Below are 16,750 nucleotides of genomic sequence, written 5' to 3' on the forward strand. Positions count from 1 at the left end.
AAGATATAAAAAAAGCCCTGAAAGTTAAAACTTTCAGGGCTTTTTTGTTTGTTAAGCCGGTATCTGAGCAGCTATTTGTTCTCGTGACCAAACACGATGAGCCATAATCAGGTTTTTGAAATTTTCAGCAATCGGCTGGAATTCATCTCCAACTAGAGTGCCTTCATCGGGAACTAAACCTAGTGGTTCAAGTAAATCAGATTTATTACCTAAAAACGCAATTGGTTTTAAATGCTTGTAAGCCTCTAATAGATAATGGCGAGTTACTCCGTCTTGCATGACAGCGTTTAAGTTATCGCCATCAGGAATAATCACTGCATCATACGCAATTGACGGTTCAGCCATCTGCATGCCATCAGCCGTAATAATACTGTCTTGATGATCTTTTACAGGAGCTAAGCTTGGCGCTAATAAATGAAGAGTCACCCCTTCTTTAATTGCCCAGTTTTTCATAGCTTCTAATGCATCAGATTTGACTAAATTATGGATGAGTACTGCAACTTTTCGACCTTGAATATCTTGGGGCGGGAAAGCCAAGAAAGATAGTTTAGCCGATTTTTCAACTGCAGTTTTTTTATAATCTAGCGTCAAATCAGGCACTTCAATTCCTAAATTAGCGCCTACTTGTCGTGCTAAGTCGAGATCAATATTTGCCAAAATTTGTTGAACTTGACGCTCACGAATATGTTTTCGTTGCACTTTACTTAATTCAAAAGTATAGGCATCGACCACATGCTTTTGCTCATGAGGGGCAAGGCTCTTGTAGTAAAGGCGCGGTTGAGAAAAATGATCAGAAAAAGTTTCGCTTCTTTGACGAAGTTTGTGTCCGCTAATCTGTTCAGGATAGCTTTCAAAACCGCCGTTTGAAGCAGCAGGTGGGGTTTCTGCTGGCCAATCATTATCAATTGAGTTTGGTTGATATGAAGCCTGCCCTTTATGAATCGTATGCTGGTGAATACCATCACGTTGATTATTGTGGAATGGGCACACAGGTTTATTGATCGGAATTTGATGGAAGTTTGGTCCACCTAAACGGCTTAACTGTGTATCGGTATATGAAAATAGACGTGCTTGTAGAAGCGGGTCGTTTGTAAAGTCAATTCCTGGCACAATATGTCCCGGACAGAAAGCCACCTGCTCTGTTTCTGCAAAGAAGTTATCTACATTTCTGTTTAAAACAAATCGGCCAATTGGTGTCACTGGAACCAACTCTTCAGGAATAATTTTTGTCGGGTCCAATAAGTCGAAGTCAAAGTTCATCTCGTCTTCTTCTTCAACAATTTGTACACCGAGTTCCCATTCAGGATAAACCCCATTTTCAATAGCTTCATAAAGATCGCGACGGTGGAAATCTGGATCTTTACCAGCAAGCTTTTGAGCTTCATCCCAAACTAAAGCACTTAAACCTTGTTTAGGTGTCCAGTGGAATTTCACAAAATGTGATTTTCCTTCGGCATTAATAAGACGGAATGTATGAACCCCAAACCCTTGGATTGAGCGTAAATTACGTGGAATTGCACGGTCTGACATTGCCCAAATCACCGCGTGTGCTGACTCAGGTACTAAAGACACAAAATCCCAAAAAGTATCGTGTGCAGATGCTCCTGTTGGCATTTCTGTATCTGGTTCAGGTTTTACAGCATGAACGAAGTCTGGAAACTTAATGCCATCTTGCACAAAAAATACTGGGGCATTGTTGCCGACTAAATCAAAATTACCCTCTTGGGTATAAAATTTAATGGCAAAACCACGAATATCACGAACCGTATCAGCAGAACCACGTGGTCCCTGCACTGTTGAGAAGCGTACAAAAATTGGAGTTTGAATGGTTGGGTCAGTCAAAAAACCGGCTTTTGTTAAGCGTTCATTTCCTTCATAAGCCTGAAAGTAACCATGAGCACCCACGCCACGCGCATGCACAATACGCTCAGGAATACGTTCATGGTCAAAATGAGTAATCTTTTCTCGTAAAATAAAATCTTCTAATAATGTCGAGCCGCGAATACCTGCTCTTAAACTATTCTGGTTATCAGCAATTTTAACCCCTTGATTTGTGGTTAATGCTTCATTGGTTGCATCGTCTCTGACTGAGTCTAATTGTTCAGTTTTTTGGGTAGTATTGGCTTTATTTGCAGCGTCAGCACCAGCCATTTCACTTGTTTTATTTGTTGATTTAACATTATCAGTCATGTTCATTACCTATGTTTTAAAGTTAAACGTGGGGTGAATTAAAAACTTCAAGAGTTAGTTTTGTTAAAGGAACTTAAATATGGAAAAAGGAGCTCGACATATTTACGTGTGCTCCAAAGACCAATGCTTTTATGGTGTGAATCTGGGGCCAAAAACGGAGTCAGCTTGCATATTTTTATGGCAAGATCAGGTGTCTGACGTATACGCTCTTGGAGTGCATCAAGTTCGCCATCAGAAATATAGCTAAACAGATAATCTTGAATACGCTGACTATTCTTAAGTTCCCTACTGTAGGCCAAGAAGTTAGAAGAATGATCACTACCAGCAATCCAGTCATGAATAATTTGACGTTCTACAGGGTTAAATACCCCAAACATTTTTCCATTTTCTTCATTAATCATTCGCCAGAACACGCTCTGCTCAGGGTCGGTGTTCAATTTAATCCACTTATGATCAATGAGATGTGTAACCAAGCCTTTAACGTCTTCTGGGTTTGATAACCATTGGTTAATAGTTTTACATCCAAACTGTCTAGTTTCGTTATGAATAAGCTGCCCCACGAGCGCTTTTCTTTTTAAAATTTTAAGGACTAAATCTTCAAGATTTAAATTTTTAATAATTTTTGAAGAAGAAACGCCATGGTTATTAAGAGCAAAACCACGTTTTAATTTATTAAAGAAAGCTTCTTTATCTCTGTATTTATCGTAAATATTTTCTATAACTTTAATTGCTTTATCTGCGTGTCCGTTATCAATATTGTCGATAGTGATGTGCAAATTAAAATATTTAGAATCAATACCCAATTCTGCAAGCTCATAATTACTAATGAGTAAATGCAGTGGCAGTTGCTCATAACCTAAATTGAAGCCGACAATTTCGGGAATAAACTCAGGTGGAGCATAACCAAGCGCCAGCTGAATCACGGCATTATGATAGTATTCATCCTCTAAAAGTAGATCAAAACTATCAAGCCCCAGACTACGTAACAAATCATCATAGATACAGACATGGTTTGCTTTCGGCTCACCGAGTCCCAGCTCTTCTAGATAAGTAATAATAAGGTCATGAAAAACCGGATCGTTCCAGTAGTGAACTGAGCTATATAGCCATGCACCGTCTACTTTTTTAGTTGGAGAAACTTTAATTAAAAATTCAAATGCCTGACCGACATTCTGGAAATACTCTCTCTCACCCCCACTTTGTCTACGGTTTAGATAAGCCTGAAATAACTCACAATTTTGTTTATTGTCGTTTTCACACCATTCTTTAACTGTATTTATAGTTGCAGGAAAATCAATTTCCTTTTGATCTATTTTATCTATTTCTTCATTAAGAAAATCTCTTGCTTTCTTCTCTTTTTCAAAACTAGAAATATCAGGATCAAGGAAAAAAACAAATAATTCGTAATAGTTCTGTTGATTATCTTGTAATAGGTCTAATAATCTTTTTTTCACTACAACAGGCATTTCTATTCTCCTTTAGTGAGATATAAACCACCATACTTTATGAAAACCATAATCCCAGCCCATCTTTGTTATATTACGTTATCAAGAAATAACATATAATTTTTAAATTATTAAAATTCAACAACATAAAACACAACAAAAACTTACATTCTCAACTTTAGAATAATTTAAATATTTGCTTTTATAAAAAAATATATAAATTATAAATTTTAATTACACTTGAGTTACTTTTAAAATTATAAAGACTAAAAACTTAACAAAAACAAATTAAAAATAATCTTATAACTAAATTAAAAACAATTGTAAGGAGAATACAAATGTTTAACTCATGCTGCAAATTACTAGCACAAGAAAAAGTTAAAATCGCATTTTTTGAAAGTGCTTCGGCAGGTTATTTAGCTTACCGCTTTTCTTTGAGTCCCTATTCAGGTGATATTCTTATTGGGAGCTTAGTCAGTTACGACTTACGTGTTAAAGAAAATACACTTCATATTTTACCTGAACTCATTGAAAAATATACACCTGAGTCGATGCAAGTTACTGTAGAGATGATCAAAAAAGGGAAAGAACTGATAAATGCCGACCTTTATATCGCTTGTACTGGATTATTAAAAAAAGGAGGTTCTGAAAATAAAGAAAAACCTGTAGGCACCTTTTTTTATTGTATTTATTATAAAAATAATTTTTATAATTTTAGACGTATATTTAAAGGATTACCCTATCTTAAACTTAGACAACTGCTCTATTACATTACTCAAGATATAGAATATATAATATTAGATAATAAAAAATAGCTTTCCTTCATAAAAGATAACAAATACATATTTAGAAATGATCATAGCTTTTATTTAACCTCTGTGTACCCAAATGTAATTTTAACTATATTCATATTAATTATGTTTAATCATTAAAATTACATTTTATAGAAATCAAGGTTTTATTTAATTTTTAAATTTACATTTAAATATAGGGTAACACCCCAAAGCTACACATTAAAAAAATTCATGTTTAAATGAACCTATCTGAAGCTCTCAGATAAAACACACATCATAAATGATATGAGGTAATTAAAGATGAGCACTACTAATAATCAAAGCAATCAACGCGATAATCAACAGCAACAACAACAGCAAAACGACAACCGCAACAACCAACAGCAGCAAGGCAATCAACAGCAACAGAACAATCAGCAACAACAGCAAAATGACAACCGCCGCCAACAACAAGGCTCTAATCAAAAAGATTCAGGCCAACAAAACTCAAATAACAATAATCAGCAACGTTAATCCGTTGCCGACTTAAATGTCATTTGATGCGGTCATTCATTTTATTTAGGAAGGTGCTCTCACCTTCCTAAATTTAACATAAGCATAAAATTAAATAAGAGAAGAGGAAAAACTGATGACAGATCAAAATACAGACCATACTCGACTAGTAGCTGGCGACCATAATTATTCTGACTCTCGCTGGCGAGAAAGTTATCTTACTCGACCTTATTATCAAGAAGCTCAATTAACTACGCCAGATCTGGATTATGATCGTGACTTTTCTGCAGCTTATGAACTAGGTCACCGTGCCCGTTCAGAATCTAAAGAAGGAACTCAGTTTGAAGATATGGAAGGTAGCTTGCAACAAAAGTGGGAAGAACTCAAAGCTGAATCCCGATTAAAATGGGAACATGCAAAACAAGCCATTAAAGATGCATGGGATGACATGTGACATCCTTAATTGCTCCAAAGCATATAGCTTATTTCCTATTGGCCCTGGGAAATAAGCTTTTTTTTGTGGATGTGTGTATTAAACAATACTAACCAATTGATTAATTTTATATTTTCATTTTTTATTATGTTACATACTTTATAGAAAAAAGTTAAGGAAACCCACATAACTATGAGTTTCCTTAAATAAAAAATTATGAATTTTTATCTATTTGTTGAGAAGTGGTTGGATCATTAGAGCCATGTGTTCCATCATCATCTGTTGAATTTCGATCTTGGCAAGCGCTCATACCCATGGCGATTGCAACAACCATACTCACTGCACAAAAAATTCTTAACATTGAGGCCACCCTTATAAATCTTAAGATGTAGGCTTATGAATAACATTATCTTATGTTGGCCTACCGCTGTGGTTCTCTTAAGTTTTGTAGATTGTGCAAGCTTTTGTAAAAACTTGAATAAAATAAATGATAAAAAATTACTCTTCTTGCAATTGATATTTTATTTAAAATTTGGCAATAGCTATTTATTTAATTACGCCATATTCATAAAATTAAATTTGGTTACTCTTTTTTGCTTTATGTTTAGTCAAGTCATTGAACACGAACACTATATAAATAAACAATTAATAAATATTTGATATATAAACATTAAAAATTATTTTTATAATCATATTGAACCATTATTCAATAATTCCAATTGTAAATAACTCATTATTTTATTAATGAAAATTTAAAAATATTAATATTTGTTTATATAAACCAATCTTTTATTTTTGCAATTGACCCGCTTTAAGGCTCAGCTTATGATGCTCCGGCTGACCTATTTTGTCAGTCGGTTTTAGCAGACCGTCTACCTAAGCGCACTAAAAACGAGTTTTTTGGTGTGTAGCCCCTCGTGCCTTTGACGGAGGAACGGGAGTGGGACACCTTCGGGTGTGCTGGTTTCTTAGGTATCAGTCTGCTAACCCTCTTTCGTTTCACCACCATAATTAATAGCAGTGATTGGGCGCAACTTCTTTTATCAAGGAGTCTCTAATGACTATTATTTTATATCCTGTTATTTCATCTACTCTTCATTACGTTATCGATTTAGCTGAAACTATTTTCAAGAAAAAGCTCTATTTTTTTATGTTTCTGCTTTCTTCTTTTTTCAGAGTAAATATTTCCATATTTAAAGCTGGATAGAGACTAGAAAATTTCTATAAACATGACTTAACGATAACAACAACCAATGAAGAGCAATAATGATGTTTTTTTTATATCGTATTGTTTTAGTGTGCACCCTATTAATAAGTTCTATAAGTTTATTAGGTTGCAGATCTATTAGTAAAAATGAATTTAATACACATTGTGTTTGGGCTGGTCGTGCACTTTCACAATGCAACTGTATTTATAACTCTTTAGAAAAACATTATTCGCCACAATTTGTTGAGAACTTACCTAAAGTAAGCTTGCAAAATATTGATGCGGATATGCACTTTGTGGAAACAATGAATGAAACAATGCACCAATGCCAGTTAAGTGCCAGAAAAAGTTTAATTAACTAATATTCGCATGCTCTACTAAGAAATCTAGAAAGGCCCTTACACGCTTAGGGACATATTTATCATGTCCTATCCAAACAGCATGGAATTCTTCCGAAGCATTGATATTCCAATCTTCAAGGATTCTAACCAACTGTTTTTGTTCTAAAGCTTTTTGGACTTGGAATTCATTAAGCTGTGCAATACCAACTCCTGCAAGCGCTAATTGTAAGATTGCCTCTCCATGATTTACTTTTAAAACTCTGGTTGGTGTAAGTGTGATTTCTTGAACATCTTTTTTAAAGAGCCACGTTTTGTTTTGGCGTTGATAACTCACATCTAAAAGCTGATGTTCGTATAACTCTTCTGGATGCTGCGGACAACCATTCTTTTCAATATATGTAGGTGAACATACATAATGTTTCTGAGTGCTTCCGAGTGAACGAGCAACCAAATTTGAGCTTTTCAAAGGCCCTGTTCGAATTGCGACATCAATTCTTTGCTCAACTAAATTAATGACTTCATCACTCAAATGAGCCTCTAATTCAATTTGTGGATAGCACTCGTTAAATAAAGAAATACAAGGCAATAAAAAGTGTGTCCAATATGAAAAACTGGTATGGATCCTAATTCGCCCTTTTGGCATGTGATTTGCCGTAACTGATTGTTCTAGTTCATCTAAATTGTTGAGTATTTGAATGCCTTGCTCATAAAACTGACAACCTTCACTGGTAAGTTGAAATTGGCGTGTTGAACGGTTCAGTAGCCTAACTCCAAGTCTTTTTTCTAAACGAGAAACTAACTTACTCACAGCAGACGGCGTCATGTCACAAGCTCTTGCGACTGCTGAAAAGCTTCCTAATTCGACTACTCGAATAAAAATTGCCAACTCACCAGAGCGATTAACATCAAAATATGACATAACGAAATCTATTTATGAATCTATTTCACAAATCTTATTCCGCTTATGTCGCTATAACAAGCCAGCAATTTGTTTCAAGATAACTTTAATTCGTTTTAAAGAGTTCAAGAGATGAAACTTTATCAATCTGCACTATTCTCTCTCGTTTTATTTACGAGCTTTGCACACGCAGAAGTACAAAAGAGCCAATGGATTACCACTTGGGCAGCTAGTCCACAAAAAGTCTGGAATAAAGATTTCGTTTTTCCAACCCTAATTCCAGAGCAAATATCTAATCAGACTATCAAACAAATCAGTCAAATTAGTTTAGGTGGTGAAGCGGTTAGGCTTGTTTTTACAAATCAATATGGGGATCAACCGCTTTATATTGATAAAACTACTGTGGGCTTAGTCAAAGGACAAAGTCTTAAATCAAAAAGTGCTTATCCAGTTTATTTTTCTGGAAAGCTTAAAGCACAAATTTTACCTGGCAAACAACTGATCAGTGATCCAATCCAGCTCCCTGTTCCCGATCATGCACAGTTAATGGTAAATACCTTTATTCAGAGGCCAACTACATTTAAAACTTTTCATTGGGATGCGAAACAAACCAGTTGGCTCATTACAGGCAACCAGACTGCGAACTTAAATACGCCTAGCAGTGCCAAAACCACAACTGCACGATTATTATTGTCGGCTGTAGAAGTAAAACCAAAGCATAAAGCCCATGTTGTTGCAGTTGTTGGAGACTCAATTACCGATGGAGCAACTGCAACTTTAGATGCAAATACTCGATGGACCGACTTTTTAGCTAAGCGCTTATCGCCACATCAAGTCGCGGTCATTAATAGTGGAATTTCAGGAAATCGACTACTCACAGACGGTATGGGTGACAGTGCTTTAGATCGTTTGAAAAAAGAAGTATTTCAATATTCAGGTGTAAAAACATTAATTGTTCTGGTGGGTATTAATGATATTTCATGGCCCGGTACTGCTTTTGCACCTAAACAACAAATACCGACTTTTGAAGCACTCACCCAAGGTTATAAACGTGTTGTAGATGAAGCACATCGCCAAGGTATTCAAGTGTTTGGAGCAACCTTATTACCATTTTCGGGAGCTTTACCCAATACTCCTCTTGATAACTACTATCAACCGAATAAAGACCAATTACGCCAGCGCATTAATCATTGGATCAGAACCAGCCATACATTTGACGGTGTACTTGATCTTGAGCAAGGCTTAAAAGACCCTAAACATCCCGATCGATTAAATCCAATTTATGATTCGGGTGATCATTTACATCCGAATGACCGTGGTAATCAACAAATGGCAAATCTGGTTGATATAAAACAGTTACTCCATAAATAAAATGTCCTGATACAGGTAGGAATTTGCTCCCTACCTGTATCAATATGGATTAATTACCCTCTAACTCGACATTAAGTTTTGGTGTAATAGGCTGTTTTTCAGCTGCATATCGTCTTAAAACCATGACGGCGAAAAGCGCTAAAATTGCAGGAATTGCGATCATCACAAAATTCATCTTATGTGGTAACTCTAAACCCAATAACAGGCCCGTTAAGATAGGCCCAACAATAGCCCCAATTCGACCTACACCAGAGGCACAGCCAATTCCAGTAGAACGCACACTTAATGGATAATATTGTGCAACATAACTATAAAGAAGAATTGAAGTACCAATTGTTGCTGCTCCTGCAACAGTCACTAAACCATATAAAACATAGGCTGGTGAGTTAAAACCTAAACCGACTAAAGCGACAACACCTGCCAGTAGCATTCCCATAATTACAGGTTTTAAATGGAATTTATCAGACAAAATACCGCCACCGATTGAACCGATCATTGCCCCCACATTTAAGGCAAGCAAGAATAAAATACTCTTTCCGAGCGAATAGCCTGCTGCCAGCATGAGTTTTGGTAACCAGCTACTTAAGGCATACACCATGAGTAAGCACATAAAGAATACGAGCCAAAACATGAGTGTATTGAAAGCACGGCCTTGCTGAAATAATCCCTTTACAGAACTACCTGTTGGTACATTATCCTCATTAAGTACTAAGTGCGTAGTGATCGTTAGGTTTTGTTCAGGTGAAATCTTTTGAATAATGCGCTGTGCTTGCTCAGTCTTACCCGTCTTAACTAAAAAGGTTAAAGACTCAGGTAAAAACTTCCAAATGACAGGTAATAAAAATAGTGGAATACCGGCAATTAAAAACATAATTTGCCATCCTTGACTTTCAACCAAATAACTCCCTATTAATGCTGAAAGAATTCCCCCAATTGCATAACCACTAAACATACTACCCACCAGCGTACTTCTTATACGTTTTGGTGCATATTCGGATGTAAGTGCAACTAAATTTGGCATGACCCCACCAATACCTAATCCCGCCAAGAACCGAAGTACCCCAAACTCAAGTGGGCTTGATGCAAAAGCACCTAAAAAGGTAAAACCACTAAAAAAAGTCACACAGATTAAAATTACCTTTTTACGGCCTATTTTGTCTGCCAGTGTTCCAAAGAACATTGCCCCAAACATCATTCCGCATAGGGCCGTACTTGCTAACATCCCCGCCTGTACAGCTGTTAACGACCACTCTTGCATTAGCAAAGGCAATACAACGCCATAAATCACCAGATCGTAACCATCAAAAATAATAATTAATAAACACCAAAGTAAAATACTCCAGTGAAAAGGGGTAAATCTGGCCTGATCAATAACTTCATTTACATTTAATTTAGATGTTGTCATTTACTCACCTCCTTTGTGAGATAAATTCATATTCAATTTTTTAAAACGACATACTGCACCCTAAAGAAAAAACAAATTATTCAAGGTTTTATTGAATAAATTAAAAGTCATAACTCGCCATCATATTGAAGCGGTTATCAATCCCGTTACGTCCATCAAAAGTTTCTCGTTCGCCATACACATATTCGACGCCCAAGGTAATTGGTTTGTATGGGTTATAAAGTGCATTCACCCAGCTTTGCCAAAGCTCTTTGTTTTGAGTGGTGCTATTACGTTGTAATTCAGCAAAACGGTTATCATCTTTGGCTTTCATATAGCCGTAGCCTAAAGTCGAGCGAATTTGCGGTGTAAATTGATGAGTAATACCTAAAGAAACGGTATCAAATTCATTGCTATGCATATTGTTTTGATCATCTATTGCATAGCCGCTGTTACTCCATAGCAGGAAACGCCCATCTCCTTTGACATGGTAATAATCGGCTTTGAGTAATGTATCGGGTGTAATTTGATATTTACCGCCAAAGCCTACGCCCCAAGCGACTTCCTCATCATGATTAGTTCTTTTTTCAGCAACAAAACTACGTCCCGACAACATCGAGCCATTGGCAAATTTATGATTTAAGCGTCCTACCAAGGCTGGTAAGCGCATTTTATTATCTGGGTCTGAGGTCGCAGTATATTTCGGATCTTCAACCGATATTGCAAAGCTTGTATTTGCCGTTAAGTTATCGCTATAGCGAACTAGCGGTGATCTTAATAATGCACTGCCTACAAATGTTCCCGCATCAATCGTTTCCGGATAATATTCAGGTGCGATAAATGTTGACCACGTTTGACCGATAAGCCATTTATCAAACGTTAAATAAGCATGGCGTATTCGAAACTGATCACGAGTGGCTGCCCCAAAGAAGTCCATTTCTAACTTTCCGCCCACCTCACCCGCGGCCGTCGGGGTTTTAAAATTCAGCCCGAAACGTGTCACATTAACGGTGCTGTGCAACTGGTCTTTTTGAGCAGATTCTTCTGGCGTATTTTCGAGTGGAACACCGCTAATATTGTTATACATCGTAGATGCCCCTTTCATTTGATAAGAAGCATCTGCCCGTATATAACCATATAAGTTAAATTCTGCACCAGACTTGGTTAAACCTTGCTGTATTGGTGGTACGGTTGCGGCTTGAGGAGTCGCTGAATTTGCTAGTTCCACTTGTCCTTGCGATAAAGATTTTTGCGCCTGCATATTGGCTTGTAACATAGCCCGAAGCTCTTTCACTTCTTGGCGAAGTTGTGCTATTTCAGGATCTGTTTGACCTGCAAAAGCAGAAGACACAAACAGGGTCACAGAAACAGCCAACAGGCTTTTTTGAACCGTTGTATTTAAAGCATTTATCATAAAACTTTCCTTTTTTGATCTTTAATTCGACTTAAAGATCTCGACATCCTTTTTGTTATGTACCTATTTAAAATAGGTGCTTAAAATTTGCTTTTCTTTCACAAGAAAGACCTTCAATCATATTTTTTAGACAAAACCTCCCTAAAGCGGCCTGAAAACCACTTTTAATTTGTTTTTAAGTAAAGCTAAATCTTCTAATTTTTTTCAGTTTTTATATTCTCTTCCTCATTGAGAATATGCAGGTTTTATATCCGTATTAACGCTTTCCGAAATCTATTATTTTTTTGCAATAAACCCTTGATACGTCAAAATTTGTGTATAAGGCTGCACACTTTCAAAACCAGTTTTTTCTAAAAGTTTTATATATCCTTCAGTGGTTAGGCTAAAAAAGTCTTGCGCCATACGCTCTAACATTTTTTGACATTGTTCTTCTGTTAAACCTTGTGCCAAGCATAAATAACGTAAAGCGTGAAGATGCTGTGGATTTACACACGTCATTAAATCGTAGGTCAGCAAAACAGCTTTTTCTTTTAAACGATCATAAATATCTTTAAAGAAAACAGGTTTTATATCATCTGCAATAAAATGAGCCACAAGAATAGAAAGTGCAGCATCAAAGCAATTCTCAAGAGGTAAAGCTGACGTTTCACCGTGAACAAAGGTGACTTGAGAAGATTTATCTAAAAGTTCAACCTGTTCCTGAGCTTTTTGCAGCATAGTCAAAGATGGATCAACTGCTGTAAATTTCCAGTTCGAATAACGTTTAAGTAAATATTCGAGTTCATACCCCGTGCCACAACCCACAATTAAAATATGAGCATTTGGTGGTAACACTGATTGCAAAATGGCATCCACCTGTTGATGGATCACCTCATAACCCGGAATTAATTTACGAATATGTTCGTCATATCCTTCGACTACCTTTGGGCTATTAAAGTCTTTTGCCATTTTGCTTATCCTCTATTTAAGCTGCCTTTCAACTTATAGTTTGCTGCACTTTGACCAAACTTTTAACCTCTTTAGTCAAAGACATTTCCAGTTAAGTTAAGTTCAGCTCGCATAATTTCCTGCAATTTAAACTTCTGCGCTTTGCCTGAAGCTGTCATTGGAAACTCATTAAAGAATCGGACATAGCGCGGCACTTTATTATGAGAAATATGCTCTTTGCAGAATTGGCGAATGCTGTCTTCATCAATTTGATGATGCTCATGCAAAATAATACAAGCACAGAGTTCTTCGCCATATCTGGCATCTGGCAAGCCAATGACTTGGACATCGCTTACATCTGGATGAGTGTATAAGAAATCTTCAATTTCTTTTGGAAAGAGATTTTCCCCACCACGAATCACCACATCTTTAATACGGCCTTTAATTTTAATAAAACCGTCTTGATCCATTTCGGCAATATCACCTGTATGCATCCAGCCAGCAGCATCAATCACTTCACGGGTCTTTTCTTCTTCGCCCCAATAGCCAGCCATCACTGAATAACCGCGAACGCATAGCTCACCCAAAGTTCCTTGCGGAACAATCTGCCCTTCTAAATCGACAATTTTAATTTCAACATGCGGATGGACATGCCCAACTGTGCTTACTCGTTTATCAATCGAATCATTTACCGAACTTTGTACACTCACTGGCGAGGTTTCAGTCATACCATAACAAATCGTGATTTCAGACATGTGCATGCGGTCTATAACCCGCTGCATAATTTCTCTTGGACAAGGACTACCTGCCATAATGCCCGTTCTTAAGCTCGACAGGTCAAACTCATTAAACTGTTCATGTTCTAAGGTTGCAATGAACATGGTGGGCACGCCATAAGCTGCCGTACAACGCTCTTGATGAATCGCTTTTAAAGTTTCTAAAGGATTAAATACCGCCGATGGATAAACCATGGTTGAACCATGCGTAACGCAGGCTAAATTCCCCATCACCATGCCAAAACAATGAAACAACGGTACAGAAATACAGACTTTATCTTGAGGGGTTAAACGAATGCCTTCACCGACAAAATAGCCATTATTTAAAATATTATGGTGGGTCAACATGGTCCCTTTAGGATTACCCGTTGTACCTGAAGTAAATTGAATATTAATGGTTTCATCAAACTGGAGCTGTCTGGCTAATTGTTTTAATTCTTCTAGCTGTTCAGGAGTTGGTGTAGTGACTAAATCACTAAAGCGATGAATACCCATATGATGCTGGTCATCAATTTTAATGACAAATTTTAAATGTGGTAATCGTGCTGAACTGAGCACTTTGTCAGTACAGGTGGTTAACTCAGGGGCAATTTTTGTGAGTAATTCTTGGTAATCAGTCGTTTTGAATTGAGAAGCAATAATCAATCCTTTGCATGAGACTTTATTCAACACATATTCAAGTTCATGGCTCTTATAAGCTGTATTGAGATTGACTAAAATAATCCCTGCTTTAAAAGCTGCAAATTGGGTTACCGTCCATTCCACACAATTAGGTGACCAGATCGCTAATCGATCACCTTTTTTTAATCCCAATTTTAAAAGGCTACAAGCAAAAGCATTTACTTCATCTTGTAAAGCTTTATAGGTTAATCGTCTGTTTTGATGAAAACTAACGATTGCTTCCTTTTCAGCATATTGCCGACAAGCCTGATCAAATTGTTCACCAATGATCATACCCAATAAGGGCTGTGTGCTTGGTCCCGAGGCGTAGCTTAACCGTTCTTGTTGCATTGAATCATTCTCCTTGATTCTTCTAATTCTCTTCTTACCTGATCTAATTGTTGTTACTGCAACTATTTTTCTAAACTGCCTTCTTTGTGTTGTTTTATCCTTTATATGCCCTATTTCCTATGCACAGCATCTACACAAAAGTCAGCAATCTGTTTTGAAAAATAGTCTTTATGCGCATGATCAAACTTTGTATTTTGAGCTGGGTCTAGGGGTTCAACCACCACATAGGTCATGGCACCGACAACACACAGTGCTGCTGTATTTAAATCATCCAAGACAAACTCACCACTTGCATTTCCATCCGCAAGTATTTTTTTAATACTTTGTTTAATCAATTGCTTCACACGAAAACGCTCATGTTCAACCGTTGAATCGACGGGTTCAAACATGAGTGAATATGCAAGCTGAGGACTATTCAGTGCCCGTTTTACAAAGGTTGCCACAGCCTTATGTAATTTCTGCTTTGCCGATAAGTCACTTTCAGTAATCGAATCAATCACCAATAGTTCCGTATTAATGGCTTCGGACAAAACCTCAATCAGCACTTGGCTTTTATTATCAAAGTAGCGATAAACCAGACCACTTGATACGCCCGCTTGCTCTGCAATTGTTTGTATTTGCGCGTCTTTAAACCCTCCCTCTGAAATTAACTTTCTGGCTGAACTCAAAATCGACTTACGATTTTGTTCCATCCGTTCTTGCATTAAAGATGATCGTTTATAGCTCATAATTTATTCTCTAACAAATAAAATGAATTGTAAATCATTTTATGAATCAGTATTCACTTTTTTGAAAAATCATTGTATGGTAATTATCAAATACCCACAAAATATTTTATGGACAACAAATATAACCAATAGGATGAAGATATCATGAACCTACGCAGCTTGAATTTCGGTCTAGATGAAACTTTAATTGCGCTTCAAGATTCAGTGGCAGCATTTTGTGCAAAGGAAATTGCACCAATTGCCCAACAAGTTGATCAAGACAACAAATTCCCTGCACATCTCTGGAAAAAATTCGGAGATATGGGCCTTTTAGGCATGACTGTTTCTGAAGAATATGGCGGTGCCAATATGGGTTATTTAGCTCATATTATTGCTATGCAAGAAATTTCTCGTGCTTCGGCAGCCATTGGTCTTTCTTATGGTGCTCATTCTAATTTATGTGTAAACCAGATTAACCGTAACGGTAACGAGCAGCAAAAACAAAAGTATTTACCAAAATTAATTTCCGGTGAATATGTGGGTGCCCTTGCGATGTCTGAACCAAATGCGGGTTCTGATGTCGTCAGCATGAAATTACGTGCTGAACAAAAAGGTGATCACTTCGTTTTAAATGGTTCAAAAATGTGGATCACTAACGGCGGTGATGCAGATGTATTGGTGGTTTACGCCAAAACTGACCCACAAGCTGGCGCAAAAGGCATGACTGCTTTTTTAATTGAAAAAGGCATGAAAGGTTTTAGTCACGGCAACCACTTAGACAAACTCGGTATGCGTGGCTCTAACACTTACCCGCTGTTCTTTGACAATGTAGAAGTACCTGCTGAAAACGTACTCGGTGGTGTTGGTAACGGCACAAAAGTACTGATGAGTGGTTTGGACTATGAACGTGCAGTTTTAAGTGCCGGACCTTTAGGCATTATGGATGCTTGTTTAGATGTGGTAATTCCATACTTACACCAACGTGAACAGTTTGGACAAGCTTTAGGTGAATTCCAGCTTATGCAAGGCAAACTTGCCGATATGTATTCAACTTGGTTGGCATGTAAAGCTCTTGTTTATGCTGTTGGTGCTGCATGTGATAAAGCTGACCATGACCGCAGCCTACGTAAAGATGCTGCAAGTGCCATTTTATATGCTGCCGAAAAAGCAACATGGATGGCTGGTGAAGCAATCCAAACTTTAGGCGGTAATGGTTATATCAATGAATTCCCTGCTGGCCGTTTATGGCGCGACGCAAAACTTTATGAAATTGGTGCAGGAACTTCTGAAATTCGCCGCATGCTGATTGGCCGCGAACTCTTTAATGAAACCAAATAATAATTATAAATAAGGACGCATC

15 protein-coding genes are annotated in these 16,750 nt (G+C 37.1%); 6 read left to right on the forward strand and 9 right to left on the reverse strand.

What is annotated here, in order from left to right; all coding sequences use genetic code 11:
* Positions 1-51 precede the first annotated feature (51 nt).
* Together katE and ACXM0J_RS11810 are read right to left on the reverse strand one after the other, a co-directional pair.
* Entirely contained in the window at positions 52-2,196 is a 2,145-nt protein-coding gene (gene katE, locus ACXM0J_RS11805) for a catalase HPII (protein WP_086266172.1), read from the reverse strand.
* 41 nt (positions 2,197-2,237) lie between these two features.
* Positions 2,238-3,656 (reverse strand): iron-containing redox enzyme family protein, encoded by a 1,419-nt coding sequence (locus ACXM0J_RS11810; RefSeq protein ID WP_086266173.1) that lies wholly within the window; start codon positions 3,654-3,656, stop codon positions 2,238-2,240.
* Between the two features lie 317 nt (positions 3,657-3,973).
* Here ACXM0J_RS11810 and ACXM0J_RS11815 point away from each other — a divergent pair, with 317 nt between their 5' ends.
* The 3 genes from ACXM0J_RS11815 to surA1 all read left to right on the forward strand — a co-directional run bounded on the left by ACXM0J_RS11815 (position 3,974) and on the right by surA1 (position 5,375).
* Complete coding sequence (locus ACXM0J_RS11815; RefSeq protein WP_086266174.1) at positions 3,974-4,450, forward strand: CinA family protein; 477 nt, start codon at positions 3,974-3,976, stop codon at positions 4,448-4,450.
* Between the two features lie 279 nt (positions 4,451-4,729).
* Complete coding sequence (locus ACXM0J_RS11820) at positions 4,730-4,942, forward strand: hypothetical protein (protein ID WP_033850235.1); 213 nt, start codon at positions 4,730-4,732, stop codon at positions 4,940-4,942.
* 115 nt (positions 4,943-5,057) lie between these two features.
* Positions 5,058-5,375, forward strand: a complete 318-nt coding sequence (surA1, locus tag ACXM0J_RS11825) for a surface antigen protein 1 (protein WP_033850237.1) — start codon at positions 5,058-5,060, stop codon at positions 5,373-5,375.
* A gap of 193 nt (positions 5,376-5,568) precedes the next feature.
* Here surA1 and ACXM0J_RS11830 read toward each other — a convergent pair whose 3' ends face one another.
* Positions 5,569-5,715 (reverse strand): hypothetical protein, encoded by a 147-nt coding sequence (locus ACXM0J_RS11830; RefSeq protein WP_171265353.1) that lies wholly within the window; start codon positions 5,713-5,715, stop codon positions 5,569-5,571.
* 905 nt (positions 5,716-6,620) lie between these two features.
* Here ACXM0J_RS11830 and ACXM0J_RS11835 point away from each other — a divergent pair.
* On the forward strand, positions 6,621-6,923 hold the full coding sequence (locus ACXM0J_RS11835; RefSeq protein ID WP_068565411.1) for a hypothetical protein: 303 nt from the start codon (positions 6,621-6,623) through the stop codon (positions 6,921-6,923).
* Here the strand turns inward: ACXM0J_RS11835 and ACXM0J_RS11840 are convergent.
* Positions 6,916-7,821 carry a LysR family transcriptional regulator gene (locus ACXM0J_RS11840; protein ID WP_086266175.1) on the reverse strand — a complete coding sequence of 302 codons (906 nt, stop codon included), beginning with the start codon at positions 7,819-7,821 and terminating at the stop codon, positions 6,916-6,918. The two genes, ACXM0J_RS11835 and ACXM0J_RS11840, sit on opposite strands and share 8 nt — an antisense overlap.
* Before the next feature lie 111 nt (positions 7,822-7,932).
* Between ACXM0J_RS11840 and ACXM0J_RS11845 the strand changes: the two genes are divergently transcribed.
* Complete coding sequence (locus tag ACXM0J_RS11845; RefSeq protein ID WP_086266177.1) at positions 7,933-9,171, forward strand: SGNH/GDSL hydrolase family protein; 1,239 nt, start codon at positions 7,933-7,935, stop codon at positions 9,169-9,171.
* A 49-nt stretch (positions 9,172-9,220) separates the two neighbouring features.
* Here the strand turns inward: ACXM0J_RS11845 and ACXM0J_RS11850 are convergent, their stop codons facing one another.
* The 5 genes from ACXM0J_RS11850 to ACXM0J_RS11870 form a co-directional block, all read right to left on the reverse strand.
* On the reverse strand, positions 9,221-10,576 hold the full coding sequence (locus ACXM0J_RS11850) for an MFS transporter (RefSeq protein WP_086266178.1): 1,356 nt from the start codon (positions 10,574-10,576) through the stop codon (positions 9,221-9,223).
* A 100-nt stretch (positions 10,577-10,676) separates the two neighbouring features.
* Positions 10,677-11,966 (reverse strand): DcaP family trimeric outer membrane transporter, encoded by a 1,290-nt coding sequence (locus ACXM0J_RS11855; RefSeq protein ID WP_086266213.1) that lies wholly within the window; start codon positions 11,964-11,966, stop codon positions 10,677-10,679.
* Between the two features lie 279 nt (positions 11,967-12,245).
* The gene (locus ACXM0J_RS11860) at positions 12,246-12,917 is read right to left on the reverse strand and encodes a class I SAM-dependent methyltransferase (protein WP_086266179.1); all 672 of its coding nucleotides are present in this window, start codon (positions 12,915-12,917) and stop codon (positions 12,246-12,248) included.
* 71 nt (positions 12,918-12,988) lie between these two features.
* A complete protein-coding gene (locus tag ACXM0J_RS11865) occupies positions 12,989-14,683 on the reverse strand; it encodes an AMP-binding protein (protein WP_086266180.1) in 1,695 nt (564 codons plus the stop codon).
* A 110-nt stretch (positions 14,684-14,793) separates the two neighbouring features.
* A complete protein-coding gene (locus tag ACXM0J_RS11870; protein WP_213034474.1) occupies positions 14,794-15,411 on the reverse strand; it encodes a TetR/AcrR family transcriptional regulator in 618 nt (205 codons plus the stop codon).
* A gap of 144 nt (positions 15,412-15,555) precedes the next feature.
* On the opposite strand from ACXM0J_RS11870, the gene ACXM0J_RS11875 reads away from it, so the two are divergent.
* A complete protein-coding gene (locus ACXM0J_RS11875; protein WP_002114559.1) occupies positions 15,556-16,728 on the forward strand; it encodes an isovaleryl-CoA dehydrogenase in 1,173 nt (390 codons plus the stop codon).
* Positions 16,729-16,750: the final 22 nt, after the last annotated feature.

It is taken from the genome of Acinetobacter sp. GRABPA_MV_2, assembly GCF_056725885.1.